This window comes from Caballeronia sp. AZ7_KS35, assembly GCF_023631045.1.
Lineage (GTDB): Bacteria > Pseudomonadota > Gammaproteobacteria > Burkholderiales > Burkholderiaceae > Caballeronia > Caballeronia zhejiangensis.
Genome location: NZ_JALQDV010000038.1, coordinates 74718 through 100281 on the forward strand (window position 1 = coordinate 74718; position 25564 = coordinate 100281).

The following is a 25564-nucleotide window of genomic DNA, read 5'->3' on the forward strand; positions in this document are numbered from 1 at the left end:
TCACGCGGGCACGTCGCCCGAGCGCGGCTTTTCCACGGCGTAGTAAGCGAGGCACCCCGCCACGACGCCCCAGAAAGCCGCGCCGATACCAAGCAAGGTCACGTCGCTGAGCGTAACGACGAACACGATCATCGCGCTCAGCGGCAACGCCGAACGAAACGCGCTGACGAAAGACTTTTCGAGCACGCCCATCATCGCGAGCCCGGCGAGAATCGCGATATACGCGCCGGGCAGATTCGCCAGCAGAAACACATATGCCGTGGCGAACACGCCGATCGCCACGCATATGACGCCCGCGATCAACGCGCCGATGTAATGCCGGCCATGCGTGCCGCCCGACACGAGAATCGCATTGCTCGGCCCCGCAAGCACCGAAGGACAGCCGCCGAACGGCGCGGTGATCGCGCTCAGTACGCCGCTATAGATCGTCACGAGCCGCAACGACGTGCGATATCCCGATGCCCGCGTCACCGCGATTCCCTGCGCGTTCTGCACGAAAATCACGGTGATGAGCATCGGCAACAAGAGTTGCGAGATCGCGTGAATATCGAAGCGCGGCGCGACGAGCGCAGGCGTCGCCGTCCATGCGCCGCCGCTGTGACTCGGCAAACGGAAGCCCGTTGCGAAGAGAATCGCCGCGCCTGCCAGCATCGCGCCGATGAGCGGCGGCATGGGCGCTGCGTTGCGTCGCTCGAGCCACATCAGCCCGAAGAACGCGATCGACATGCTGGCGCCTATGAGCGGCGCGGCTATCGTCGAATGCACGACGGCCAGCACGTACTTGATGAAGAGTCCGGCGATCATCGCCATGACGATCGCCATGGGCACCCATCGGTCGAGCAGCGCGACGAGGTTCGTCACGCCGAGCACGAGCAGCACCGCGGCGCACACGAGATACGTGCCCACGGCTGCGCCGAATCCGTATTGCGCGATCACCGGCGCGGCGAGAATCGCGCCGGGAATCGTCCACAGAAAGAGCAAAGGCTGACGCGTCTTCCAGCTGATGACGATGCTCGCCAGCCCGTTCATTCCGATCGACGCGAACAGCCACGACGATGTCTGCGCGAAGCTCAAGCCGCCCTCGCGCGACGCGGCGATGATGATCGCGACCGGTCCCGTCGCGGAAAAGGTCATGCTCGCGAACGCAAGCGAAAAGTACAAAAGCCATGACCGGCCGATGCCGCTATCGGAAGCGCCGCCAACAGACATGTGTCTCGCTCGAACGGAAGCGTTTTCTCGCGTCGGCATCGACGCAAGAAAATGCTGCGGATTGAAGGGCCGGCCTCAATGCGCCGTCGATTCGGCATGTACGGGCGCACGCCATGCGAGACCGATGATCACGCCGAGCACGCAAAGCGCGCCAATGTACCAGGCGGGGGCCATCGTGATGCCCTGCCGCCCTACCAGAAACGAGGCGATTGCGGGCGCGGTGCCGCCGAAGATCGCATACGCCGTGTTGTACGAGAGCGCGAAACCGGTGAAGCGCACTTCCGGCGGAAAGCTCTTCACGATGATGTAAGGCCCGAGCGTGATCGTCCCGATCAGGAAGCCGCCGAGGATATACAGCGCCCACACGGACTGACTGCCCGCGTTCAGGTTCATGTAGAACGCGCCGGTGACGAGCAGCATCGCGACACTGCCGATCGCATACGCGCGCCCGCCGCCGATCTTGTCGGCTGCCCATCCAGCGAAGGTGCTGCCGACGATCAGCCCGAAGATCGACCACGAGTTGTTCGTGAAGACATCCTTCGGCGCGAAGTGGAACTGCGATTGCAGGAACGTCGGCGTGTAGAGGAAGTACAGCACGAAGATGCCGGAGAACACCCACGTCGCCAGCAGCGAGACGATTACCGCGCCGCGATGCTCTTTCAGCACGACCGCGAGCGGCAGACGCGCATCCGCTTCACGCTTCGCACGCAGCGCTTCGAACACCGGCGTTTCCTGCAGATAGCGGCGCAAATAAACGGAGATCAGACCGAACGCGCCGCCCGCGATGAACGGCAGACGCCAGCCCCAGCTCTTCAGATCCGCCGGCTCCATGTTGCCGATGAGGAACTTCGCCGACAGCGCGCCGAGCAGAATGCCGGTGCAAAGACCCGACATCAGAAGACCGCATGCGAGACCGATACGATCGCGCCTCACATGCTCGGAGCAGAAGATCCACGCACCCGGCACTTCCCCGCCGACCGAAAGACCCTGCAAAACGCGGCACAAGAGAAAGAGCAACGGCGCGACGATGCCGAGCGTCGCATAGCTCGGCAACAAGCCGATGAGCAACGTCGGCGCGGCCATGAGAAAAAGGCTCAGCGCGAACATCTTCTTGCGGCCGATGCGATCGCCAAAGTGCGCGAAGAAGATGCCGCCGATCGGACGCACGAGATAACCCGCTGCGAAGATGCAGAACACTTCGAGCTGCGCGAGCCATTCGGGCGTCTGCGGCGGAAAGAACACGGTGGCGAGCAGCTTCGTGAAGAACACCGCGACGATGAAGTCGTAGTACTCCAGCGCGCCGCCTAGCGACGCCAGCATCAGCGTCTTGATATCGTTGCGTGACATCGACCGCCCATGAATGGCGACGTCGTCCGTCTGTACCGGGGTAGAACTCATCTTTGGCTCCAAACTCTGAGTGAGGTGACGTTCAACGCATTCGCCATTTAATCAGCATGCTGATTATTCATGCGCGCCTTCTTCACCTGCGCATGACCCTGTGCGACGCATCGTTCTATTGACTTCGCGTATTGACTTCAATCATTGACATCCGGCGCTCCAGCCATCAGCATTTCGTCAGTACGCTGACGGATAGATTTGTATCCGGAAAAAATTGGGAGCGCAACTGTGATTGCACCTACAATCTTTAGATTCCTGCGTGGCAAAACTTCTTCGATAAAGGGTTAAGGATGAGTACCGTTGCCGATAAAAAAGCTGCTGTTTCCGATGGCGGCATCGAGACCGGACACTTGTGGCAGCGGCCGGGGTTTCTGATCCGGCGGCTCAATCAGATCCATATCGCGCTCTTCTTCGAGTGCTGCAAGGACTTCGCCATCACGCCCGTGCAGTACGGCTTGCTGACCACATTGAGCGAGCGGCCCGGTCTCGACCAGACATCGCTGTGTGCGGAAGTGGGCGTCGATCGCACGACGATGGCCGACGTGCTGCGCCGTCTGGAGGAACGCGGACTCGTCAAGCGCGAGCCGAGTCCGCACGACGGGCGCCTCAAGATCGCGAACATCACGGCGAAAGGACGCCGCACGATGAAGGACATGTACGGCAGCATGCGTGAAGCTCAAGTCAGATTCCTTGGCCCGCTGAGCCCCGAAGATCGCGCTCATTTCGTGCGAATGATGATGCAGCTCGTCGAAGGCAATAATCAGTACGGCCGCACTTCCCTCAAGCATTTCGACTGACTATCGCGTGATATCGCGGCGGTACGTTTCGGGCACGAAGAGCGCGCCGACCGCGAACGACACTACCGCGATCACGATCGGATACCAGAGCCCGAAGTAGACGTTGCCGCGCGCCACAGCCATCGCCGAAACCACGAACGGCAGCATTCCGCCGAACCAGCCCGAACCCAGATGGAACGGCAACGATAGCGACGTATATCGAATGCGCGCCGGAAACAGCTCGACCATGAATGCGGCCATCGGGCCATAGACCATCGCGAGATAAAGCAGCAGAAGCCACATCAGAAATACGACCATTGGCGCGTTGATTTTCGATGCATCCGCATGCGCCGACCAGCCCGAGGCGATCAACGCCTTTTCCAGTTCGCGTTTGTCGCTTCCATGAACGACGATCGAGCCGATTTGCGTCGATGCCGCTTCTCCCGCTTGCAACGGAGCGCGGTCATACGAAACACCCGATGCGCTGAGAAACGAGCGTATGCGATCGCATTCCGTCACTGGCGCGGAGAACAGCGTAAAGCGGCAATCGTCCGCGTGGACCGTGACAGGTGCGCGCTTCTGAAACGCTTCCAACCGAGGATTCGCGTAGTGCGTGAGCGCATGAAAGATCGGTTGCGTCGTCGCGGCGAGCAACAGGCACGCGAGCATCATGATCCACTTTCGTCCAATGCGATCCGATAGCCAGCCGAACACGAGGTAGAACGGAAATACCGCGATCAATGCAATCGCGAGGAACAGGTTCACCGTATTGGGCGCGACTTTCAGCGTGTTCTGCAGAAAGTACATGGAGTAGAAATGTCCAGTGCCGAAGACGACACCCACGCCCGATGCCGTGCTGAACAGCATGATCAACACGTATTTGAGGTTCGCCCATTCGCCGAAGCTCTCGCCTATCGGCGAAGTCGATAACCTGTTCGCGCGCTTCATCTCACGAAAGGTCGGCGATTCGGCGAGCTTCGTGCGCAGATACACCGAGATCGCGAGCAACACGATCGACACGAGGAACGGCACGCGCCAGCCCCAACTCTGGAATGCGGCTTCGTCCATCGATGCACGGCTGATGCTGACCGCCGCGATCGATGCGAGCAGGCCCAGCGTCGCTGTCGTTTGCAGCGAGCTCGTATAAAAGCCGCGCCGATCCACAGGCGAATGTTCCGCGAGATAGGTCGCCGCGCCGCCCGTTTCGCCGCCGAGCGCGAAGCCTTGCAAGAGCCGCAACGCAACGAGCAAGCCAGGCGCCAGCATGCCGATCTTGTCGAACGACGGCAGCAAGCCCACGCCGATGGTCGCGACGCCCATCAACACGATGGTCGCCATGAACGTGTACTTTCGCCCGATGCGATCGCCGAGCCTGCCAAAGAAGAGCGCGCCGAGCGGACGTACGAGGAAGCCCGCGCCGAACGTCGCGAGACTCGCGAGAAACGCCACCGTATCGTTGCCGCTCGGAAAGAACAACGTGCTGAACGTGCCCGCTAGCGCAGCGTAGATATAGAAGTCATACCATTCGAGCAACGCACCGAACGAAGACGCGACGATTAGCGTGAATTCATGACGCGTGACTGCGCGGTGCGACCGCTCCGAAAGAGACGTGGCCATGTCGATCCCATGCGCCCTGGCATCAGGCGAGCCGTGCTACGAGATGATCAAAGATCTTTGAGCAATTCGAGCGCTTCATCACGCTTCATCACGGCAGCGTATTTCTGCGCCATGTCGAAGAGATTCGCCTCGTGCGGCGCAATCGCGCGATCACCGACGCAATCCGACAACACGAATGGACGAAATCCGTATTGCATCGCATCGACGACGGACGACCGCACGCAACCGCTCGTCACTGCACCCGCGACGACGAGCGTTCGCACGCCATGCTGCGTGAGCCATGCCGCGAGCGACGTCCCGAAGAACGCCGATGGCGCTGTTTTGCGCACGACGAGTTCGCCTGCGCGCGGCGTGAGCTGCGGCACGATCGCGCTGTCGTGCGAATCTTCCTTCAGCGCGAGCAGGCCCGGCACTTTCATCGTGAAGACGTTGTGATCGGAGTCATCGTCGGCGAAGACGATACGGCTATGCGCAACCGGCCAGCCCTTCTCGCGCGCATGCGCAAGCAAGGGCACGGTGTTCTCGATGGCTTGCGGAATATTGCCGCCGCCGAACACTTCGGGATTCGCGAAGCCGTTCACCAGATCGACGATCAAAAGGCCGACCGGCGCTTTCGGTTCGAGCGTCGAGCCGAAGCTCTGACGCTTGTAGGTTTCGATATCGTGGGACATGTGCGGGGTTTTCCTGGGTTAGCGGTCGAGGACCACGCCATCGCGCACGACGGCTTCGCCATCGAGGAATACATCGCAATGACGCAGCGGAATGTCGATATGACAGGTCGTCGAGCGGCTGCCGCCGGCTTCGTTATTCGGTCCGAGCGAAAACAGGAAGTTGCCTTCGAACGCGCGCGCATCCATGCCGATGGTCGCCTCGCGATCGTAGAGCCCGAGCGTCGACCAGTGAGCGCGCGGCTGCAGGCCCCAGCCAATGTGCGAAATCGCGTAGGCCTCTGGATCGTTGAACGTCGCCATGTATTCGCTTAGCAATTGCGCGTCGATGCCGCCTTCGATGCGCTTTGCATAACCGCCTTCGACGGTCAGTTCGATGCGTTCCTGCACATAGCTTTTCTGCGGCAACAAAATATCGCCGCGCTCGATCGCGATGCGGCCATGCGCCTTGCCATCGTTAGGAAACGTCAGCGCGAATCCGCTTGGCCAGTGATCCCAGCGCCCCGGTTCATCGACGAAACCGTATTCGGCGATCGGTTCGAACTCGCCGAGCGGACAGCGAAAATCCGTCCCCGCGGCGGAGACGATATGCATCTCCTTAGCGCGCGCGATGCGCGCCCGTGCGGCGAGCACGCGTTCGCGATCGGCGGGTGTCGGCACGAGGCGCGTAAGCACTTCGGGTGGCTCGACCGCGAGCAGGATCTTCGTGCCGGCCTTGAGTATGTCGAGTTGCTCGGGCGAGAACAGCAAGGTCATCAGATCGAGCACGAGATCGCTTTCCTTCAACGCGGCAATCGCGGCCCGGTTGCCGGTCAACGGCGTCGTGCCGAGATACGCGAGGGAATCGCGGCTCAACGCCTTCTCGCCGTTCACCGGCGGCAAGTCGAGGCGATTGACGATTGCGCCCATCGCTTGCGTCGCGATCAGTGCGGTCGATAGCGTTTGCGGATGCGTCGACGCGCTCGTGAGAATGGTGACGGTCTGCCCTGCTTCGAGACGCGAGAGCTCGAGCACCTTCGTCCACGCATCGACCATCTGATAATCACTGACTGGCATGATTGCCTCCTTCAACGAGCGTCGGAATGGATGCGCCGAGGAAATCGCCGAGCGCGGCGTGAAAGCCGGCTTCGTCGTCCCACGGAATCATGTGACCAGCGTCACGCACGCGCGTGTGCTGAAGATGCGGCACGAGTGCGCGAATCTCTTCGACGTCTTCGTCGCGCACAACGTCGCCTCTGCCCGCGGTGACGAGCAGCGCGGCAATCCGCAGATGCGCGAGATCGGCGTGAATGTCGTCGGTATGGAAGCCTTCAAAGCTCGCGCGTATCGCGCGTTCGTCACATGTATGAAGCCACTCCGCGCGCAACGCGAGTTGTTCATGGGTCCATGTGGGACAGAAGGCGCGCATTGCGTCGGCCGTCATGCCTTCGCGCGACTGCCGGATCGAATCGATGTACCACGGCAATTGCGACGGATAGACACGACGTCCCGGTCCCGAAACGGGCGGATCGATCATCGCGAGACGCGTCATGCCTGCGGGCTCCGAACGCGCAGCGCGTATGCCGATGCGCGCGCCCATCGAGTGACCGACGACGCTGTAGCGCTCGAATCCCAAGGTAGTTGCGAACGCAACCAGATCGGCGGCTTGTGCGTCGAGGCTGTAGTCGAGCGAATCCGATGCCGACGACAAGCCTCGTCCGCGCACATCGAGCACATAGGTATCGAACACTTGGCCAATATGCTCCGCGACGAAGCCCCACGTCACCGCAGGACTCGTAATGCCCGGCACGATGATCACCGGATCGAGTCCCGTGCGTGCGCCACCGTAACGCAGATAGTGCTGACGGATGCCATTCGCCTGAACGTTCGCGCCGTACAGATAAGTCGACATGTCGCCCTCGCTCAATATGCGCCGGACAGCAACGCGCCCGCGCCCGGCACGACGGCTTCGAGACCGAGTTGCTTGAGCATCGCATAGGTCGTCGCGACGGCCGCGGTGACGACCGGCTTGCCCGTCATTGCCTCGACCTTCGCGATCACCGGCAACGAAGGCATCTGCACGCATGCCGACAGCACGATGGCATCGGCTTCCTCATATCGCATCGACATGACGATCTCGGGAAGGCGGCTCGGATCATGACGCGCGACTTCGAGATTGTCGGGAATCTCGAGCGCGCGATAGTCGATCACGTCGTAATCCTCATTGCGGATATAGTCGACCACGAGTTCGGTCAACGGCTTCATATAAGGCGTGACGACGACCACGCGCTTCGCGCCGATCACCTTCAATGCATCGACCAGCGCGCCCGCGCTCGTGATGACGGGCGCATCGCCGCCGTTGTCGACGGTGCGCTCGTGCAAGCGCTTTTGCGATACGCGATGATAGCCATGACCCATCGCCATGATCGCGACGAGACACGCATAGCCGAGCACATCGACGCGCGCATCGGAGAGTTCAACTGCGCAGCGGTCCGACTCAGCATCCATCGCGGCGAGTTCTTCCTTCACGACCTTTTTCATCCGCATGCGGCTCGAATGAAACGTGAAGCGCTCGGGGCGAATCGTCTGGCGCGCGAGCAACATCGCGGGAATCTCGGTCTCCATCGTCGTGTTCGAACTCGGCACGATCTGGCCGATGCGGTAGTGCTTGGTCATGTGCTGCTCCATGTGCTTGTGTTCTTCGGGGTGGTCAAAGGCGGAAGAGGCGTTCCGCATTGCCGTGACAGACGAGCGCTCGCGTGGCGTCGTCGAGCGGCGCGCGTTCTATGAAGTCCGCTGCGATCTCCGTCGATTCATACGGATAGTCAACCGAGAACATCACCGCTTGCGCGCCCATTTCGCCGATCGCGCCGATGAGCGCCGGGGCCGAGCACACGCCCGAGGTCGTGATCAGGATGTTGGTGCCGATGTAATCCGAAGGCGCCCGTTCAAGACTCAGGCCATGCGAATAAACCGCGAAACGGCTGTCGAAGCGCCAGCGCAAGAACGGCAGACCTTCGCCCATGTGCCCGAGAATGATCTTCAGATTGGGGAAGCGATCGAACACGCCGCTGAACAGCAGGCGCAATGCGTGGCTGCCGGTTTCGATGCCCCAGCCCCAAGTCGCGCCGGTGAGTTCGGGATGACCGTCGAGCACGCGCGGGGTCACGAATGCATCCGTCGGATGCAGATATAAAGGTACGTCGAGTTCCTGCATCGTCGCCCAGAAGGGATCGTAAGCGCGGTCGTCGTAGTAGGTGCCGAGTGTGTGACCATTGACGAGCGCGCCCTTGAAGCCGAGTTCGCGCACGGCGCGCGTCAGTTCATCGGATGCGGCCTTCGCGGTATGCATCGGCAACGTCGCAAAGCCGCCGAAGCGCAACGGATGACGCGCGATCTGCTGCGCGAGAAAGTCGTTGCTCGCCTTCGCGCGGCTGATCGCGAGCGCCGCATCCGGCTCGCCCTGCACGCTCGGGCCCGTTTGCGAAAGTATCGTGTAGTCGATGCCCGCGCGATCCATTTCGACGATGCGCTGTTCGTCGAAATCGGTCAGGCGCGCGGCGAGATCGCGCAGGACTTCAGGCGCGATGTGCTGCGTGAAGCTCTTCGAATAGCTCTGGAAACCGGGCGTGCCGAAATGCTCTTCCAGGGCGATCTTGCGAATCCGCTTGTTCATTTGAACTCCATTTGATCAGTAGGCTGACGATATGGTCGTGCGACGAGCCGGGACCGGCTCATCTCGCGTGCTCAATCGCCCTTTCCGAAAAGCTGTTTGATGCGCGCCCAGATGACGCTCCACACGAGGCTGCCCGCATTGAACTTCGCGGACGCTGAGGACAGCGCCGCCTCGGGCGCCGCGTTACCGCCGAGCTGCGCCGTGATGCGCGCGCCGAAATCCGCGATCATCCTGCGCACGAAATCCTTCACGAGGCCCGAACGCGAGAACTGCGCGAGCGGTCCTTGCAACATGTATTCGAGCGTGACCGCGACCCGCGTTTGCGCGCCCCCGCCTTCGCTCGTCAATGCATATGTCACATCGCCATTCGCTCGCGAACGGCTGATGTTGTCCTGCCCCGCTCCACGCATGACCGCGCGATGCGCGGCATCGTCGCGTTCCAGGCGCGCCGCGCCAGCGAAGTTCGCCGACATCGGTCCGAACTTGATCGCGATCTTGCCCTTCACGCTTTCGCCGTCGTGCTCCACGAGTTCCGCGCCCGGAAGACACGACGTGACCGAAGGCAGATCGCCCATGAACGCCCACACCTTGTCGAGCGCGAAGGGAACGACGAAGCTGTCGTCTATTGCGGTCCACCCTTTGCGTTGCGCGGCGGGTTGATCCGTCGATGCAGTGCTCGCGGCCACGGGTGCCTGCGGCGCGGCAACCGGTGTAGCGGCGAACGTCTGAAACGCTGGCGCCGAAATAGTTGCATCGCTAACTATTGCGCGTGCGATAGGCGCATCCGCAATCGGTTCCGCTTTCAGATCGGCGAGAACCGCCTTGATCGCAGCGACGATGCCCATATAGCCTGTGCAGCGGCACAGATTGCCCGACAGTTCGAGCCGGATGCGTGCTTCGTCCGCATCGGGAAAGCGGCGCACGATATCCCGCGCGGTGATCAGCATGCCGGGCGTGCAATAACCGCATTGCAGGCCGTGATGGATCGAGAACGCACGACGCAGACGCTTCATCAGTTCGTCGTCCTCGAAGCCTTCGATGGTGCGTATTTTCTGCTGATCGCAACCGACGGCGAATGTGATGCACGAGCGCACCGGCTCGCCATCGACGAGCACGGTGCAGGCGCCGCACACGCCGTGCTCGCAACCGAGGTGCGTGCCGGTCAAGTTGTGTGCATCGCGAAGAAAGTCGCCGAGATGCACGCGCGATTCGACATCCTCGCGCACGGATCGATCGTTGATAGTAAGTTCGATGACGGACATGGCAGTCTCTTTAAACCGTATTCGCGTTGGACACGCCGAACGCCTGCAGAAGACAACGTTCGAGCGCTGCGGTATGAATCTGCCGATCGATGCCGTCCGCGTTCGGCATCGCACTCGTCACGGCTTGCGCGAGCGCTTCGCCGTTGGCGGCAGACGGGCCGCGTTGCGCGATCTGCCGTGCGAGATCATCGAGTGCGGCCGGCGGGGCATCGAGCGCGCCGAGCACGATGCGCGCGAGTCCCGTGCGTGCATCGAATGCAGCCGCTGCGCTTGCATGTGCGAATTCGCCGGTCTTGCGGCACAGCTTGTAATAACCCCAGCGAAGCGTCGGACCGAGCTTCGGCAGCAACACGGCGGTAATGATCTCGCCGTCAACGAGCAACGTCGTGAACGCACCCAGCATGAATTCGCTCACGCGGACTTGCCGCGCGCCGCCTGCTTTCGATAGCTCCAGACGGGCATCGACAGCGGACAATGCAAGCGGCCAGTCGGCGGCGGGATCGGCATGAGCAAGACTGCCGCCGATGGTCCCGCGATTGCGAATCGCACGATACGCGATGCCGCCCGCCACATGCTGCATGTACGGATGACGCAGCAGTGCGTGCTTGCCGTCTTCGATCTCCGCATGCGTGACCGCCGCGCCGATACGCACGTGATCGCCCGCGTCGGAGACACTGCGCAGGTCCGCGATGCGCGATACATCCACTACGCGGCCAGGCCGTGCAAGCCGCAAGTTAAGCATCGGGCCCATCGACTGACTGCCCGATATCGGCTTTGCGCGAGTCAACTCCTTGAGCGCGTCGGGCAATGACATCGCCCTTACATACTCGAACGCAGCGGCTTTCATCCCGCCACCTCCTGACTGAGTTCTTCCTTGCGCGCCGCCTTGCGAGCCTTCGCGGCCTCGATCGCGGCCAGCAAACGGCGCGGCGTCAACGGCGTTTCCGACACGAGCGCGCCGATGGGCGTGAGCGCATCGTTCACTGCATTGAAGAGTGCAGCCGGCGGCGCGATCGCTCCGCCCTCGCCCACGCCCTTCGCGCCGAATTCCGTATAAGGCGACGGCGTTTCCATATGGATGATCGTCAGCGACGGCAACTCGGTCGGTCCCGGCAACATGTAGTCGGCGAGTGTCGACGTGAGCGGTTGCGCGTTGTCGTCGTAGAGCGTTTCCTCATAGAACGCGGTGCCGATGCCTTGCGCCGTGCCACCGATTGTCTGCCCTTCGACGACCATCGGATTGATCATGCGACCGCAATCTTCGACGATCACATAGTCGAGAATCTCGACGTCGCCTGTCTTCGGATCGACGGCGACTGCCGCCGCGTGCGTCGCATAGCTGAACGCGCCGGTATCGACCTTCGGCTTGAAGCCTTGCGTCGCTTCGAGACCCGCGAGATTCACGCCCGCAGGCAAGCGCTCGGGACGGAGATACCATGCAGCCGCGATCTCCTGAATCGTCACGCGGCCCGTTAAGCCGATCACTTCACCGTTCTCGAAGCGCACCACCTCCTGTTCTTCCCCAAGCAGATGAGCACCGATGAAGAGCAGGCGCGGCACGAGTTCGCGGCACGTCGCGGCCACTGCGCCGCCAGCCATGACGATGCTGCGCGATGCATACGTGCCTGTCGAATACGGCGTAAGGGCGGTATCGCCATGCACGACCTTGATCTTTTGCAGCGGCACGCCGAGCACTTCGTTCGCGATCTGCGCGAGCGTCGTCTCCATGCCTTGTCCGTGCGAGTGGATGCCCGCGCGCAGTTCGAGTCCTCCATCGGCCGTGATACGCACGGTCGCGAGATCGTATCCCGGCACGACCGGCAAGCCCCATGATGCGAACACGGCCGTGCCATGCGCCGATTGCTCGGTGAACGTCGCGAATCCGATGCCGACGAGACGCCCATCCTTCTCGCCCTCTTTCTGCCGTGCGCGCCACTTCGGCACATCGAGTTGCGCCACTGCGCGTCGCAGGCTCTCCTGGAAGTCGCCGCTGTCGTAGTGTTTCTTCACGACATTGGTATAAGGCATGTCCGCGCCACGCACGAGATTGTCATGGCGCACTTCCCACGCTTCGCGTCCGACCGCGCGCGCGATCGCATCCATCGTGAGTTCGATTGCGAAGCACACGCCCGTGCGCGCTACGCCGCGATACGGCAGAAAGCCCGGCTTGTTGGTCGCGGCGCATTGCGTACGGCAGCGATAGCCGCTGAAATCGTAAGGCCCCGGAAGGTTGCCGAGCGCCTGCCCTGTTTCAAGACCGATCGTAAAGGGCCATGCGGAGTACGCCCCGCCGTCGATCAAAAGCTCCGCATCGAGCGCGAGCAGACGGCCGTTTGTATCGGCATACGCAGTGAGTTCGTAGTGGTGCTGACGCGAGTTCGCGCCCGCGATCAAATGCTCGCGCCGATCCTCGATGAAACGAAAAGGCTTCTTGTACGTCAGCGCGAGCCACGCAATGCACAGCTCTTCCTGCTGCAACACGCACTTGTAGCCGAACGCGCCGCCGACATCGGGTGAAATGACGCGCACCTGCGCATGATCGATGCCGAGACATTGCGACAGCACCGTGCGAATCATATGCGGCACTTGCGTCGAGGTGATGACCACGAGTTGCGAATGCGTATGGTCCCAATACGCGAGCACGGCCTTGCCTTCCATCGGCACCATGCATTGACGCGCGAGATCGACCCTCTGCTTGACGACAACGGGCGCGTCCTTTGAACGCTCGTCGAAGTCGATGTCCGCCTTGAGGTCCAGAAAGAGATTGTCCGTCCAGTGATCGTGCACGCGCACGTCGGTGCGTTCGCGAGCGGTGAACGCGCTGGCGAAGGCTGGCAGCTCGTCGAGATCGAGCTCGATTTCCTCGGCGATATCTTCGGCTTGCGCGCGGGTCTTCGCGAAGCACATCGCGACCGGCTCGCCGACGAAGCGCACCTTGCCCGATGCGAGCGGCGGATGCGACGAAGGCTTGTACGTCGGCAGGCTCGAATCGGCGACGATATCCGTGGCGTCGTGCATGTCGTCGCGCACGATCACCTGTGCCGCATGACTCGCCGGCTTGCCGATATGCACGATACGCGCATGCGCAACCGGACTGCGCAAGAACGCGACCTCCTGCAGATCGGGAAACGTGTAGTCGGCGACGAACTTGCCCTTGCCATGAAGATGCCGCTCGTCTTCGCGCCGCCTCACGCGCACGCCGACGCCACCGCTTTCGGCTGGCGCTTCCATGTGTTCCGTGTCACTCATGCGCTCTCTCCCAACGATGTTCAGACAGGGTAGGCGAGATCGTTCGCGATCATCGCGGTGTCGTAGACAGCCTGTCTTTCCTTCAGCAGAAGAACGTTACCATTGCGCGCGAAGCGGTCAAAAAGCCTGCCCGCCTGATGCAGCGTAGTCGCGCCTTCGACGAGCGTTTGCAGCAGCATGTAGTTGCTCTGCGCGACGATTTCCTCGTCGGTCGCGTTCAAGATACGCACGTTGGAAACGAAGTGCAGCATTTGACGCGGCGCGAACATCTGCGTGCGTGCAATCGCGACCGCACGATCGCGCAGCATGTCGCGTCCTTCGGCGTACACGAGCCCGACGGGAAATCCATTGGCCGCGTTCTCGTATTCGGTCACGCGATAAAGACAGTTCTCGGTAAAGAATTCAGGCCAGCGCTCGATGTCCCCGCCATCGAGCGCCGCGCAATACTCCGCATGAAAGTCTTCGACCGCCGCGCGTGCGATCAGCGCCTTGTCGTGCGCGATGTTCTGTTTTTCGAATCCTGGCAGCATCTAGAACCCCATCACTTCACGATAGTGCTTGTACATGGCGCGAATGGCGGCTTCGGAGATCAGGTTGTCGGCCGTTCCGATCTTGTCGCCATCCAGCTTGATGATGCTGCGGTCGCTCACCGAGCGGCGCACGCCTTCCTGAACGAACTTCATCGCTTCGTTGTCTTCGAGGCCGAGAAAGCCCGACGGTCCCATCAGATTGCCCTGACGCAAACGGTGACGCACCATGTCTTCCGTGTCGTCTTCATAACCGAACATCGTCCAGAGCATGATCATGCTGTTCGGTCCGTTCGGCACGATATGCCGAATGCCGAGCGTATTCATCTCGCGCTGCACGATGAGGTTCGGCCAGATGGTCTGCATCGTCACCGACCATTCGGAATCGAACTCCTTGATGAATTCGAGGAAGCGCTCGTCACGCAAGATCATGCCGTCGTGGAAGGAACGCATCTCCTTCTTCTTGTCTTCATCGATGGTGGCGTAGAGCGAATCGCTTTTTGCGGAGGCCATCGTGCCGTGAATGCCGTATTTGCTGTCCGCGACCATCGCCGAACGATTGCCCGCCACGAGCAGGCCGAACACGACGAGGAACGAGTGCAGCAACGTCGCGTGATACGGATCCTTCAAGTTCTCGTGATACATCTTCCAGTTGCACGGCAGCTCGTTCTTGTAGAAGCCGAGCACGCGCAGGCGCTTGCCGTTGAACACCGCGTCGAAGTCCTCGAGTATCTCGGGCGTGAGATAGTCTTCAAGCGATTCCATGTCGTGCGCGAACGATGCGAACACGACCCCATTGCGCGTCGCAACCGCAAGTTTGCGAAGACCGTGATCATCGTTGCGGAAATCCTTCGGCATGCCGCCCAGCTTGTTCACCCCACGCCGGAACGGCACGCCTTGCAGATTGCCCTTGAGGTCATACGACCATTGGTGATACGGGCACACGAACTCCTTGTTGTTGCCGCGGCTATGCCGGCAGAACTCCGCCCCGCGATGCGCGCAGCGGTTTTCGAACACGTTGATCGAGCCGTCCTCCGCGCGCGATACGACGACCGGCGTCGGGCCGACATAAGAGCGCTTGAAATCGCCGGAATTGGGCACTTCCGCTTCGAGCGCGACGAAGTTCCAGGTGCGCCCGTGGAAGATCCGTTCGACTTCGCGCGTATAGACCGCCTCGCTCGTGTACACCCAGTCCGGGATGCATTGCAGCCCTTCTTCGGGCCAAACGAGCCCTTCTATCGGCGGGTTTTTCGATTGAGGCGTATGAATGCCGATGATCGTTTCAGACGAGTACACCTTGATCTCCCGAGTGTGTTGAGCGAACCAGCTTGTCGAGCTGGCGCAGCTTGATCGTGGGGTCGGCGAGCATGCGGGGATCGACCGCAACGCCTTCTTCGACGAGCCTTCTGATGGCGCGCAACTCGCCGCCTTGATTGATCGCGAGCACATGCGCGATGACGCCGCCGCGCAGACCCATCAGCACGGTCTTGTCATCGACGCCCGCGCGTTCGATCCACTGATCGATCTCGCCATCGGGCAGGCCGAGCATCTGGATGTTCCAGTCGTATTGGTCGGTCCAGAACCACGGCGTCGGTGCATAAGCAATCTCTTCTCCGGCGATGTTGCGCGCCGCCACGATCGCCTGTTCCTGCGCGTTCTGCCACGATTCGAGACGCGTCGCGCGACCGTTTGCGCCGTATGGGAAGTTGGCGCAATCGCCTGCCGCATAGACATTCTCGCCGGACGTGCGGCAATGCCGATCGACGACGATGCCGTTGTTCGTCGCCATGCCCGCAGCTTTGGCGAGTTCGTCGTTCGGCTCCTGGCCGATAGCGATCACGCCCAAGTCGAACGGCGTTGCATCGACTTGCACGCCGTCCGCGTGCTCCGTGACTTGCAGATGCTTCACGTCGAATATGAAGCGCACGCCGTGAGTTTCGTGCTTCATGCGCAGACGTTCGGCGAACATGGGCGGCAGCGCGCGGCTCAGCAAGCCCGATGCCGTTTCGAACACGCTCACGTCGAGGCCGCGCGTTCTTGCGCTCGCCGCGAATTCCAACCCTAGAAATCCAGCGCCGATCACAGCCACCGATTGCGCCGTTGCGAGCCGCGCACGCAAGCGCATCGCATCGTCGAGCGTGCGCAGATAGAACGTATGCGGACCTTCCGGCGCGCCCGGCAACTGCCGCGCACGACCACCCGTCGTCAGGATGCAATGGTCGTAGCGCAGTTCGCCATTACGTTCGAGCGTCGCGACGCACGATTGCGTATCGAGCCGCAGCACTCGATCGTTGAGCCATTCGATGCGCGCATCGCCGTATCGCTCGACGGCATGCACCCAGCCGTTGAAGCAATCGTCATCGTCCTTCGCGATGAGGACATCCTTTGACAGCGGCGGCCTTTCATACGGCGCATGACGCTCATCGCCGACCAGCACGATGCGCCCTTCATAACCATGTGTGCGCAACGCTTCTGCCGCGCGCGCGCCAGCCTGCCCCGCTCCGATGATCAATGCAGTCCGAGTCATGATTTGCGCGTGCATCAAAGATCGACGTAGATCTCGCCGCCTTCCACCTGCACGCCGTATACGCGAATCGGTTGCGTGACTGGCGCGCAAAGGGCAGCGCCCGTGCGGATATCGAAACGCCCCTGATGCAGCGGACATTCGATGCAGCCGTCTTCCATATAGCCGTCGCTCAAGAGCGCGAACTGGTGCGTGCAAACGTTGTGCGTGGCATGGACTTCTCCGTCGAGCAAATAGAGCGCGATGCGCTCTTCGCCGATCGTCACGCCGAACGGTTCGTCTTCCACTAGATCGGCGAGCTTCGCCGCGAACTTGAGTGCCATTCGTCGCCCCTTCGAAAATCGATCAGTATGCTGATGAATCTGTTGTTCGTATGCTAGCAGGACTTTTCGCCGAGTCAACCGATCAAAAATAATGGCTTTCCCGTAGAGAATCCGGCAAGAACGCGTTCGTGCGATGATTCGAAGATTCGTCCCATCGATCAGCGTCATGCCTTCCACCGCCGTCACGCGCACGAACCCGCTGCCGCTCGCGAGCATTGGCTTCATCCTTGCATCGATGCTGTGCCTCGCAATTGTCGATCCGCTCGCGAAAGCCATCGCGCTGCGCTATCCCGCCAACGAGCTCACGTTCTTTTGCATGTTGTTCGGCCTGATTCCGCCCGTGGCGATGTGCGCTGTCGGCCAGCGCTCGCTGATCGATCGCGTGAAGCGGCTCGGCTTCAGGGGACAGACCTGGCGCTGCCACGCAACGGCGATAGCGCTGCCGACGGGACCGATCGCCTGATCATCGCTCGACCAAGGACATCATGAATCTCGAAGCACTCGACACGCCCGCCGCGATCATCGATATCGCGCGAATGCAGCACAACATCGACCGGATGCAGACGCGCATGAACGCGCTCGGCGTGAAGTTCCGGCCGCATGTGAAGACGACGAAATGCGCCGGCGTCGTGCGCGCGCAGATTGCAGCAGGCGCGCAAGGCATCACCGTATCCACGCTGAAAGAAGCGGAAGCATTCTTCGCGGCGGGCATCGACGACATTCTCTACGCGGTGGGTATCGTGCCCGCGAAGTTGCCGCGCGCGATGGCCCTCAAGCAAAAAGGCTGCGATCTGAAGATCATCGCCGACAACGCGGCGGCGGCATCGGCGATCGTCGCGTATTGCAAGCACGCGAACGACATATTCGAAGTGTGGCTCGAAATCGATACGGATGGTCATCGTTCAGGCCTCGCGCCCGATGACGACGCGCTCATCGAGATCGGCCGCGTGCTTCAGGAACGCGGCATCGAAGTCGGCGGCGTGATGACGCACGCTGGCTCCAGCTACGAATTGAACGATCAAGAAGCGCTCGCCGCGCTCGCGGAACAGGAGCGCGCGGGATGCGTGCGCGCGGCCGAACGGCTTCGCGCTGCGGGCATCGCATGCAGGACCGTGAGCGTCGGCTCGACGCCGACCGCGCTCGCCGCGAAGCATCTGGAAGGCGTCACCGAAGTGCGCGCCGGCGTTTATGTGTTCTTCGATCTCGTGATGGCGAACGTCGGTGTTTGCGATGCAAACGATGTCGCGTTGAGCGTGCTCACGAGCGTCATCGGTCATCAACCCGACAAGGGCTGGGTCATCGTCGATGCGGGATGGATGGCGATGAGCCGCGACCGCGGCACGTCGAAGCAGACGCACGATTACGGTTATGGACTTGCATGCGCGCTCGACGGTACGCCTCTCGAAGGCTGCGAACTCGTCGGTGCGAATCAGGAGCACGGCATTCTCGCCGTCGAATGTGGCGATGAGATCACGAAGCGGTTTCCCATCGGCATGAAGCTGCGCATCCTGCCGAATCATGCATGCGCGACGGGCGCGCAATACCCCGAGTACCAGGCGTTAGCCGCCGACGGCAGCACCATCGCATGGCCGCGCTTTCACGGCTGGTGAGATCGACGAGCGGAAAGCCGCTCATAAACGATGAGACCGCCAAACACGATTCCCGCCGAAACACTCGTGCAGCCGCTATAGCTGACGAGGCCGAGCGCCCATCCTTGATAGTCGACGATGAAGCGCAGCGCGAGCACGAGACCGCACCATCCTGCTATTCGAAAGCCGCGCGTTTGCCCTGCGCGAAGCGCGCGGCCGAATAGCATCATCTGATGACGATCCATCGAGACCGCGAGGCAAGCGAAGGCCATCAGGCAGAAAACGATGCTCAAGAGATGCGTCATGCGCTTTCCTTTTCGCGCTCGGGCATGACGGCACGCGCCGCGATGCGCTTGCCAACGGGCTTCGCGCGCGGACGATGGCGTGTCACGCGTATCGCCAATGCCGCATGCAGCAGGGCGAATGCCCACATCATCAGATCGAAGCCGGCGAACACCCAATCGCCTTGCGCGATGCTGCGCCACAAGGGCCGGTTCGTGGTCAGCGCATTGAGCGCCGGCACGAGCGCGAGCATCGTCGTGGCGAGCCAAAGCAGTTCGATCCACGCGCGCCTTGCGGGACGCACGAACGCATATAGCAGCGTCGCGCCCCACATCGCGAAGAAAACATTGACCTCGGCATCGTCACGCGCGGCGATGCCGAGCGGCAGCAGCCGATTGCCCCACAGAAAGCTCGTCATCGCGATGGAAAGTCCCGCGATGCTCGCGATATTCAAACGTTCGACGAGCCAGAAGCCGACGTACGGCCGCGCCGGGTCGGCCAGCTTCTGACGGCGCTTGACCGTCCACATGACAAGCCCCGTGCCGACCATCGCCGTGCCCGCGAGACTGACGATGAAGTACAGCCAGCGCAGTTGCATATCGCTGAAGCGTCCGAGATGCAGCGCATACAGCACGCCGCGCGTTTCGGCCGCGCCGCCGACGCTGTCCTTCACTTCGATGAGCTTGCCCGTCACGCCATCGAAGAGCATGTACTGCGGACTCATCGACACGCGCGACGCCTCACCTCGCGAAACAGCCACGCGCGCGGTGCTGTCGCCGGGATTGGTGATCGTCACGCGACCGACCTTGTCGCGGCCCCAGCGCGCTTGCGCTTCGCGCACCATCGCATCGACGCGTGCAAGCGGCGCGTTCTGTCCGGAAGACTCGCGAGGCTGAATGAACGCGCTGAGTTGCGAAGTCATCGCGGCGCGTTCGGCGGGTGTCCTGAAGGCGGTCTGCGCGCCCCACGGCATGTACATCGCCATCAACGTGACGAGGCCGGTGTAGGTGATCATCGCGTGAAATGGCAGACCGAATACCGACAGCGCGTTATGCGCGTCGAGCCAAGAACGCTGACCCTTGCCCCATCGAAAAGTGAAAAAGTCGACGAAAATTTTCTTGTGCGTAATGACGCCGCTCACGATCGCGACGAGCATGAACATGGCGCACAGGCCCGCGAGCCAGCGCCCCCATAACACCGGCATGTAATAAAACTGGAAATGAAAGCGATAGAAAAATTCACCGCCGAGGGTCTCGCGCGCGGTTGTGCGCTCGCCCGTGACCGGATCGAAACGGGCTGATTCGAATGCGCGCTTGCCCTTGGATGCGCCCGGCGTGCGCCAGAACGAATCGATGACGCTCGTGCGTTCGTCCGGCAATGCGAAGCTCCACTGCGTACTGCCCGCCGCGATCTTGCCGAGCGTCTCGACGACGCGTTGCGCGACGAGCGCCGCATCCGGCATGTCGCGCTGCTGCGCTTGCTCGGGCCGCATCCATTGCGACGTTTCGTCCTTGAAGTAGCTGACGGTCCCGGTAAGGAACATCGCGTAGAGAATCCAGCCTGCGAGCAGGCCCGCCCACGTATGCAGATCGGACATGCTCTGGCGAATGCCGCGGCCTTTCGCTTTGGAATCGCGCGCGCTTCTCACGAGACGTGTCCTCCCGGCCATACCGTCCATGCGGCCATCAACAGCGGCACGGCGATGAACGCGAGCCCGCTCCATGCCCGACGCGCGCTGCGAACCGCGAACACCCAGATCACCGCGCACACGTAGACGACGAAGCTCACGAGCATGCCGGCGAGCACGGCTTGTGGCTTGCTCATCGGCAGGGCGAGTGCCGCGACGCTCGCGAGCGCGGCGAGCGCGTATCCGCCGAATATCGCGGCCACGATGCGAGAGACGAGCGGGCCGTGCCGGACGAGCGCGCTCATTGGTCGTGTACGCGTCGGCGCGTCATAGGCTTTCAAGGCGTTCTTATGCGAAAGATTGGCCGGATGCACGTCTGCAACGACGAGACGGAATCAGGCGCGTTGAGGTGCGCGTTGCGCGGCGTAAATGATAATAATTATCAATAACGCTCCGCAAGCTTGTCAAGCAACGCTTAAAAGTGGAACGCTGTGGCGTGATCGCGCGAACAGAATGCGATCCGCGTGTGGCGCATCGGCGAGCACAAAATGGACGAACTGGCGGCGTTTATTCTTTGCCCGTGACCCACTTTTTCGTCGCGTGATAGCCGCGCTTCGACGTATCGGCGATGGCATGTCCGGCCGATTTCGCGCCGTCGCCGATGGCGTGCGCCGCATCCCGCGCCGCACGTCCGGTCTGGCGCCCGGCCGATTTCACGTCTTCCTTGAACTGATGGGCGCCCGATTCGACGCTCGCATGTGCCAACGGGCCGAGCGCGATCAGCAAGGCCGGAACGATGAGCAAGGTAGTCTTTTTCATGCCGGCGATTTTCGCATATCGCGCGGACCGCTCCGTTCCGCAAAAAAACGGAACGAACGTGTCACGCGCGGTGTAACTCTCAGCAAGCCGTCGGCCGCACGCGCTCGACTTCGAGTCCGAAAAACGGACGCAGTCGCGTGCCGACTACATTGCCGAAGAAGGCCGCGACGAGCCACAGCCAGCCATGCAGGCTGCCCGATACGATGCCGCTGAAATACGCACCGATGTTGCAGCCGTACGCGAGCCGCGCGCCATAACCGAGCAGCAAGCCGCCGACGATCGCCGCGATCAGCGAGCGCATCGGCACGCGCCAGACGGGCGCATAGCGGCCCGCGAGCGCGGCGGCGAGCATCGCGCCGAGCACGATGCCGATATCCATCACGGATGTAACGTCGTGAGAAATCGGCGCGGCGAGCGCGGCCGCGTTGGCCTTGCTCATCCAGTATGGCCAGCTCGCGGTATCGACGCCGAACAGGGCCGCCGCTTTCGCGCCCCACAACGCGAACGCGGACGTGATGCCCCACGGACGCCCGGACAGTGCGAGCGTCGCGAAGTTGAGCACGGCGAGGGCGATGCCGCCTGCCACGAGCGGCCACGGTCCATGCAGCCATGGCGATGTATGCGCCGGCTGCACGTGCGCGGCGACGAGCTTGCCATGACGGCGCTTCTCGATGACGACCGTGACCGCCGCGATCAGCGCGAACACGATCCAGTTGACGGCGAGCGCGGGCCCCGCGCCGAGCGTCTTCACGAGCGATACCGGTTGCATTTGCGGCAATGCGGTCCAGAACGGCATGTGCGCGGTCGCGATGACGGAACCCGCGATGAACGCAGCGAGCGTCACGATCATTCGCGTGCTGCCGCCGCCGACGGTGTACAACGTGCCCGACGCACAGCCGCCGCCCAGTTGCATGCCGATACCGAAGATGAACGCGCCCACGACCACCGACGTCCCTACCGGCGACACGAGCCCGGTCACGGGCGTACCGAACAGCGTCCCTGCCGCGAGCGCGGGAAAGAACAGCGCGACGCCGACCGCGAGCATCAGCATTTGCGCGCGCAGCCCGGCGCCGCGGCCATCGGAGATGAACACGCGCCACGCCGACGTGAAACCGAACGCCGCGTGATAAAGCGAGACGCCGAGCAGCGCGCCGACCACGTAAAGCGCAGCCTGGCGCGCGCCGACGGTTTGCCCGAGATACACCGCGCCGAGCACGATCAACAACGCGGCGATGCCGAGCGGCTTCGGATCGATATCCGCGCGGCGTGCAAGAGGAGTAGCGAGATCTGACATGACGATAAGCGTTTCGAAAAAATGCGGAAGAGCTACTTATTTTCTCGCGTTTGGCTGATCTTCGCAGGCGGCACAGCGCTTGCATCGGCCGATGCATCGAAGCCCTTTCCTGCACGGAGAAGAAGATGCATATCGTCTGTCACATGATGTCGTCGATCGACGGCCGCAGTCTCACCGACAACTGGAACCTCGATTTCGCGTCGCCCACCTACGAAGACACCGCCGCGCGCTTCAACGCCGATGCGTGGGTATGCGGCCGCGTCACGATGCAGGAAATCTCGCATGGCAAGGACCGCGACTATCCGCGCGGGCTCGCGAAGGGTCCGATTCCACGCACCGATCATTTCGCGAAACGCGACGCGAGCCAGTACGCGATTTCCATCGATCCGAAGGGACGTGTCGCCTGGAAGAGCAATACGGCGCTCGAATCGCATATCGTCGAAGTGCTGAGCGAGAGCGTCGATGACGATTACCTCGCGTATCTGCAATCGATCGACGCATCGTATGTGTTCGGCGGCAAGGACGATATCGAACTGAAGCGCGTCGTCGAAACGCTCGAACGCGAGTTGAAGATCAAGAAGCTGATCGTCGAAGGCGGCGGACATGTGTCGGGCGCGTTCGTCAATGCGCAGCTTGCCGATGAAGTCAGCGTGCTGATCATGCCGCTCGTCGATGGACGCAAAGCGCATACGTCGTCGTTCGAAGTCGCGATGGACAAGTGGAAAACGCCCGCCTACCTCAAGCTGGATTCCATCGAAAAACTGGAACACGACGTCGTGTGGCTGCGCTATACGCGCAAGTCCTGAACCTCGGGATTTACCCGCGCCACCGCATGCAAGCCGTTAAAAATGCGGCTTGCATTGTTATAATTCTTTCATCCCGCGAATAAAAGCTAACATCATTCCTCGCGCCGCTCCGATGGCCAAGAACGACCGCCTGCGTGCCCTTTCCGGCGCGCTCGAAAAACAGAACGTGATGCGTCTGCGCGATGCGGCCGCGCTGCTCGGCGTTTCGGAGATGACGGTGCGCCGCGATATCGCCGCGCATCCCGGCCAGTTCACCTATCTCGGCGGCTATATCGTCAGCGCCGCCGATGTCCCCAACGCGGGCTACACGATCGAGGAAGAGAAAGACCATTTCGCGCAAGCGAAGGCCGTCGCTTCGAATCACGCGGCGCGTCTGCTCGCGGATAGCGAAACCATCTTCATCGATTGCGGCACGACGCTGACCACGCTCGCGCGGCAGATTCCCACGGAGATGCATCTCACTGTCGTGTGCTATTCGCTCAATGTCGCGGAAATTTTGCGGCGCAAGCCCAACGTGCGGATGATCCTGCTCGGCGGCGTCTATGTGCCGTCATCGGAATCGTTCGCCAGCGACGAGAGCGTCGAAACCTTGCGGCGCATGGGCATCAACAAGGCGTTCATGTCGGCGGGCGGCGTCGATGAAGCGCGCGGCGTGACGTGCTGGAACTTTCATGAAGTCGCCATCAAGCAAGCCGCGATGGCGAGTTCGGTGGAACGTCATCTCGTCGTCGATGCGAGCAAGTTCGGCAAGGTCAAGGCCGTGCGCTTCTCGCAGCTTTCCGAGTTCGATTCGGTGATTACCGAGGAAGGTCAGAAGCTCCGCAAACGCGTCTGAATCGTTCCGATAAAAATCAGCAAGGCTCGTTCAGGTTTCGAACGAGCCTTTTTTGTTCCGCTTTTCGAAGGGCGTTACTGTCTGCGTCCCAGCGCGAACAACGTCCCCGCAACGAGAATGAACGCGCCGATGATGACCTTCTGCCAGGTGCTCGGCACGCCGATGAGAATCAGCACGCTATTGATGAGCGTCACCAGCACGACGCCCAAAAGCGTACCCACCACCGTTCCCGTACCGCCCGTGATGCGGGCACCGCCGAGAATCACCGCCGCGATCACATCGAGTTCCGTGCCGACGAGATCGAACGGGTTCGCAAGCCGGTTCGTCGACACGTGCAGGATGCCCGCCACGCCCGCCAGCAAGCCGGTATAGCCGAACACGAAAAGATGAATGGCGCGCAAGTCATAACCGAGACGTTCTGCAATGGCGAGCGAGCCGCCCATCGCATAGACGCCGCGGCCCATCATCGTGCGATTGAGCAGCCACCAGGTCACGATCGCCGCGATCACGAGCGCGAGCACGGACACCGGCAAAACCGCGCGCAAGCCATCCGGCGTGTGATAGAAAAACAGCGGCAGGCGCCCGAACGTATCCATGCTGTGCGGAATGTTCATGAAGAACTGCGTGCCGACGAACGTCAGCAACAATCCGCGATACAAATATTGCGTGCCGATGGTGACGATCAGCGAAGGCGCTTTCAATCGATGCACGAGCATGCCGTTGATGACGCCGAGAATCACGCCGCCGATTGCGCCCGCAAGCAGAATCAGCACGAACGGGCACTCCGGCCACCAAGCGAAGACAGCCTTCGTGATCGAATACATCGTCAACGCGGCGATTGCCGTGAACGACACGTCGATGCCGCCCGACGCCAGCACGACGAGCGTGCCGAGCGCGAAGAGCGAGACCGTCGTCGCGGAATGGAGCATGTCGAACAGTGTCGCGAACTGGAAGAAGCGCGGATTGATGCTGCCCACGACGAGACACGTCACCACGATCAGCCCGACCGTGAACCACTCCGGATTGCGCATCAGTTGCGCATACAGATTGCCCTTGCGCACGCGCGGCGCGACCTGGGCCGCGTGTTGCGGCATCGTCTCGCTT

At 61.8% G+C, this 25564-nt stretch carries 26 protein-coding genes; 5 read left to right on the top strand and 21 right to left on the bottom strand.

Annotation, left to right across the window (positions count from 1 at the left end; genetic code table 11):
- Complete coding sequence (locus NCT05_RS23040) at positions 1–1209, bottom strand: benzoate/H(+) symporter BenE family transporter (protein WP_250503242.1); 1209 nt, start codon at positions 1207–1209, stop codon at positions 1–3.
- A 75-nt stretch (positions 1210–1284) separates the two neighbouring features.
- The gene (locus NCT05_RS23045; RefSeq protein ID WP_239294831.1) at positions 1285–2607 is read right to left on the bottom strand and encodes an MFS transporter; all 1323 of its coding nucleotides are present in this window, start codon (positions 2605–2607) and stop codon (positions 1285–1287) included.
- A 290-nt stretch (positions 2608–2897) separates the two neighbouring features.
- Here NCT05_RS23045 and NCT05_RS23050 point away from each other — a divergent pair, with 290 nt between their 5' ends.
- Positions 2898–3404: a MarR family winged helix-turn-helix transcriptional regulator gene (locus NCT05_RS23050; RefSeq protein WP_200889168.1), complete on the top strand. Its 507-nt coding sequence runs from the start codon at positions 2898–2900 to the stop codon at positions 3402–3404.
- Here the strand turns inward: NCT05_RS23050 and NCT05_RS23055 are convergent, their stop codons facing one another.
- From NCT05_RS23055 to NCT05_RS23115, 13 genes are all read right to left on the bottom strand, one after another.
- Entirely contained in the window at positions 3405–5000 is a 1596-nt protein-coding gene (locus NCT05_RS23055; protein ID WP_250503243.1) for an MFS transporter, read from the bottom strand.
- Between the two features lie 47 nt (positions 5001–5047).
- Positions 5048–5671 (bottom strand): N-carbamoylsarcosine amidohydrolase, encoded by a 624-nt coding sequence (locus tag NCT05_RS23060; RefSeq protein WP_008348163.1) that lies wholly within the window; start codon positions 5669–5671, stop codon positions 5048–5050.
- Positions 5672–5689: 18 nt separating this feature from the next.
- Complete coding sequence (locus tag NCT05_RS23065; RefSeq protein ID WP_250503244.1) at positions 5690–6724, bottom strand: 2,5-dihydroxypyridine 5,6-dioxygenase NicX family protein; 1035 nt, start codon at positions 6722–6724, stop codon at positions 5690–5692.
- Complete coding sequence (locus NCT05_RS23070; RefSeq protein WP_034470923.1) at positions 6711–7559, bottom strand: alpha/beta fold hydrolase; 849 nt, start codon at positions 7557–7559, stop codon at positions 6711–6713. Before NCT05_RS23070 ends, NCT05_RS23065 begins: the two co-directional genes overlap by 14 nt.
- Before the next feature lie 11 nt (positions 7560–7570).
- Positions 7571–8323, bottom strand: coding sequence for a maleate cis-trans isomerase family protein (locus NCT05_RS23075; protein WP_034471022.1), 753 nt, complete (start codon positions 8321–8323; stop codon positions 7571–7573).
- Positions 8324–8357: 34 nt separating this feature from the next.
- On the bottom strand, positions 8358–9323 hold the full coding sequence (locus tag NCT05_RS23080) for an amidohydrolase family protein (RefSeq protein ID WP_250503245.1): 966 nt from the start codon (positions 9321–9323) through the stop codon (positions 8358–8360).
- Positions 9324–9394: 71 nt separating this feature from the next.
- Entirely contained in the window at positions 9395–10585 is a 1191-nt protein-coding gene (locus NCT05_RS23085) for a xanthine dehydrogenase family Fe-S subunit (protein ID WP_250503246.1), read from the bottom strand.
- A gap of 10 nt (positions 10586–10595) precedes the next feature.
- Positions 10596–11432, bottom strand: a complete 837-nt coding sequence (locus tag NCT05_RS23090) for an FAD binding domain-containing protein (RefSeq protein ID WP_250503247.1) — start codon at positions 11430–11432, stop codon at positions 10596–10598.
- On the bottom strand, positions 11429–13834 hold the full coding sequence (locus NCT05_RS23095) for a xanthine dehydrogenase family protein molybdopterin-binding subunit (RefSeq protein ID WP_250503248.1): 2406 nt from the start codon (positions 13832–13834) through the stop codon (positions 11429–11431). The genes NCT05_RS23090 and NCT05_RS23095 overlap by 4 nt, the downstream gene beginning before the upstream one ends.
- Before the next feature lie 20 nt (positions 13835–13854).
- Positions 13855–14364, bottom strand: coding sequence for an aromatic-ring-hydroxylating dioxygenase subunit beta (locus NCT05_RS23100; RefSeq protein WP_034470910.1), 510 nt, complete (start codon positions 14362–14364; stop codon positions 13855–13857).
- Entirely contained in the window at positions 14365–15657 is a 1293-nt protein-coding gene (locus NCT05_RS23105) for an aromatic ring-hydroxylating dioxygenase subunit alpha (protein ID WP_034470908.1), read from the bottom strand.
- Positions 15644–16888, bottom strand: a complete 1245-nt coding sequence (locus NCT05_RS23110; protein WP_250503249.1) for an NAD(P)/FAD-dependent oxidoreductase — start codon at positions 16886–16888, stop codon at positions 15644–15646. The genes NCT05_RS23105 and NCT05_RS23110 overlap by 14 nt, the downstream gene beginning before the upstream one ends.
- A 14-nt stretch (positions 16889–16902) precedes the next feature.
- Entirely contained in the window at positions 16903–17208 is a 306-nt protein-coding gene (locus NCT05_RS23115) for a non-heme iron oxygenase ferredoxin subunit (RefSeq protein WP_250440994.1), read from the bottom strand.
- Between the two features lie 166 nt (positions 17209–17374).
- On the opposite strand from NCT05_RS23115, the gene NCT05_RS23120 reads away from it, so the two are divergent.
- Complete coding sequence (locus NCT05_RS23120) at positions 17375–17671, top strand: hypothetical protein (protein WP_250503250.1); 297 nt, start codon at positions 17375–17377, stop codon at positions 17669–17671.
- Between the two features lie 22 nt (positions 17672–17693).
- Positions 17694–18818, top strand: coding sequence for a DSD1 family PLP-dependent enzyme (locus NCT05_RS23125; RefSeq protein WP_250503251.1), 1125 nt, complete (start codon positions 17694–17696; stop codon positions 18816–18818).
- Here NCT05_RS23125 and NCT05_RS23130 read toward each other — a convergent pair.
- The 5 genes from NCT05_RS23130 to NCT05_RS23150 all read right to left on the bottom strand — a co-directional run bounded on the left by NCT05_RS23130 (position 18806) and on the right by NCT05_RS23150 (position 22819).
- On the bottom strand, positions 18806–19102 hold the full coding sequence (locus NCT05_RS23130) for a DUF3325 domain-containing protein (RefSeq protein ID WP_034470898.1): 297 nt from the start codon (positions 19100–19102) through the stop codon (positions 18806–18808). The two genes, NCT05_RS23125 and NCT05_RS23130, sit on opposite strands and share 13 nt — an antisense overlap.
- The gene (locus NCT05_RS23135; RefSeq protein ID WP_502800891.1) at positions 19099–20757 is read right to left on the bottom strand and encodes a PepSY-associated TM helix domain-containing protein; all 1659 of its coding nucleotides are present in this window, start codon (positions 20755–20757) and stop codon (positions 19099–19101) included. The genes NCT05_RS23130 and NCT05_RS23135 overlap by 4 nt, the downstream gene beginning before the upstream one ends.
- On the bottom strand, positions 20724–21011 hold the full coding sequence (locus NCT05_RS23140; protein WP_175980978.1) for a DUF3649 domain-containing protein: 288 nt from the start codon (positions 21009–21011) through the stop codon (positions 20724–20726). The genes NCT05_RS23135 and NCT05_RS23140 overlap by 34 nt, the downstream gene beginning before the upstream one ends.
- Before the next feature lie 262 nt (positions 21012–21273).
- A complete protein-coding gene (locus NCT05_RS23145) occupies positions 21274–21525 on the bottom strand; it encodes a hypothetical protein (protein WP_250440998.1) in 252 nt (83 codons plus the stop codon).
- Positions 21526–21604: 79 nt separating this feature from the next.
- Positions 21605–22819, bottom strand: a complete 1215-nt coding sequence (locus NCT05_RS23150) for a YeeE/YedE family protein (protein WP_250503253.1) — start codon at positions 22817–22819, stop codon at positions 21605–21607.
- Positions 22820–22944: 125 nt separating this feature from the next.
- Here NCT05_RS23150 and NCT05_RS23155 point away from each other — a divergent pair, with 125 nt between their 5' ends.
- Both NCT05_RS23155 and NCT05_RS23160 read left to right on the top strand, forming a co-directional pair.
- The gene (locus NCT05_RS23155; RefSeq protein ID WP_250503254.1) at positions 22945–23625 is read left to right on the top strand and encodes a dihydrofolate reductase family protein; all 681 of its coding nucleotides are present in this window, start codon (positions 22945–22947) and stop codon (positions 23623–23625) included.
- Between the two features lie 112 nt (positions 23626–23737).
- Positions 23738–24460, top strand: a complete 723-nt coding sequence (locus NCT05_RS23160) for a DeoR/GlpR family DNA-binding transcription regulator (RefSeq protein ID WP_008348173.1) — start codon at positions 23738–23740, stop codon at positions 24458–24460.
- Positions 24461–24534: 74 nt separating this feature from the next.
- Here the strand turns inward: NCT05_RS23160 and NCT05_RS23165 are convergent, their stop codons facing one another.
- Entirely contained in the window at positions 24535–25554 is a 1020-nt protein-coding gene (locus NCT05_RS23165; protein ID WP_250503331.1) for an ABC transporter permease, read from the bottom strand.
- Between the last annotated feature and the right edge of the window lie 10 nt (positions 25555–25564).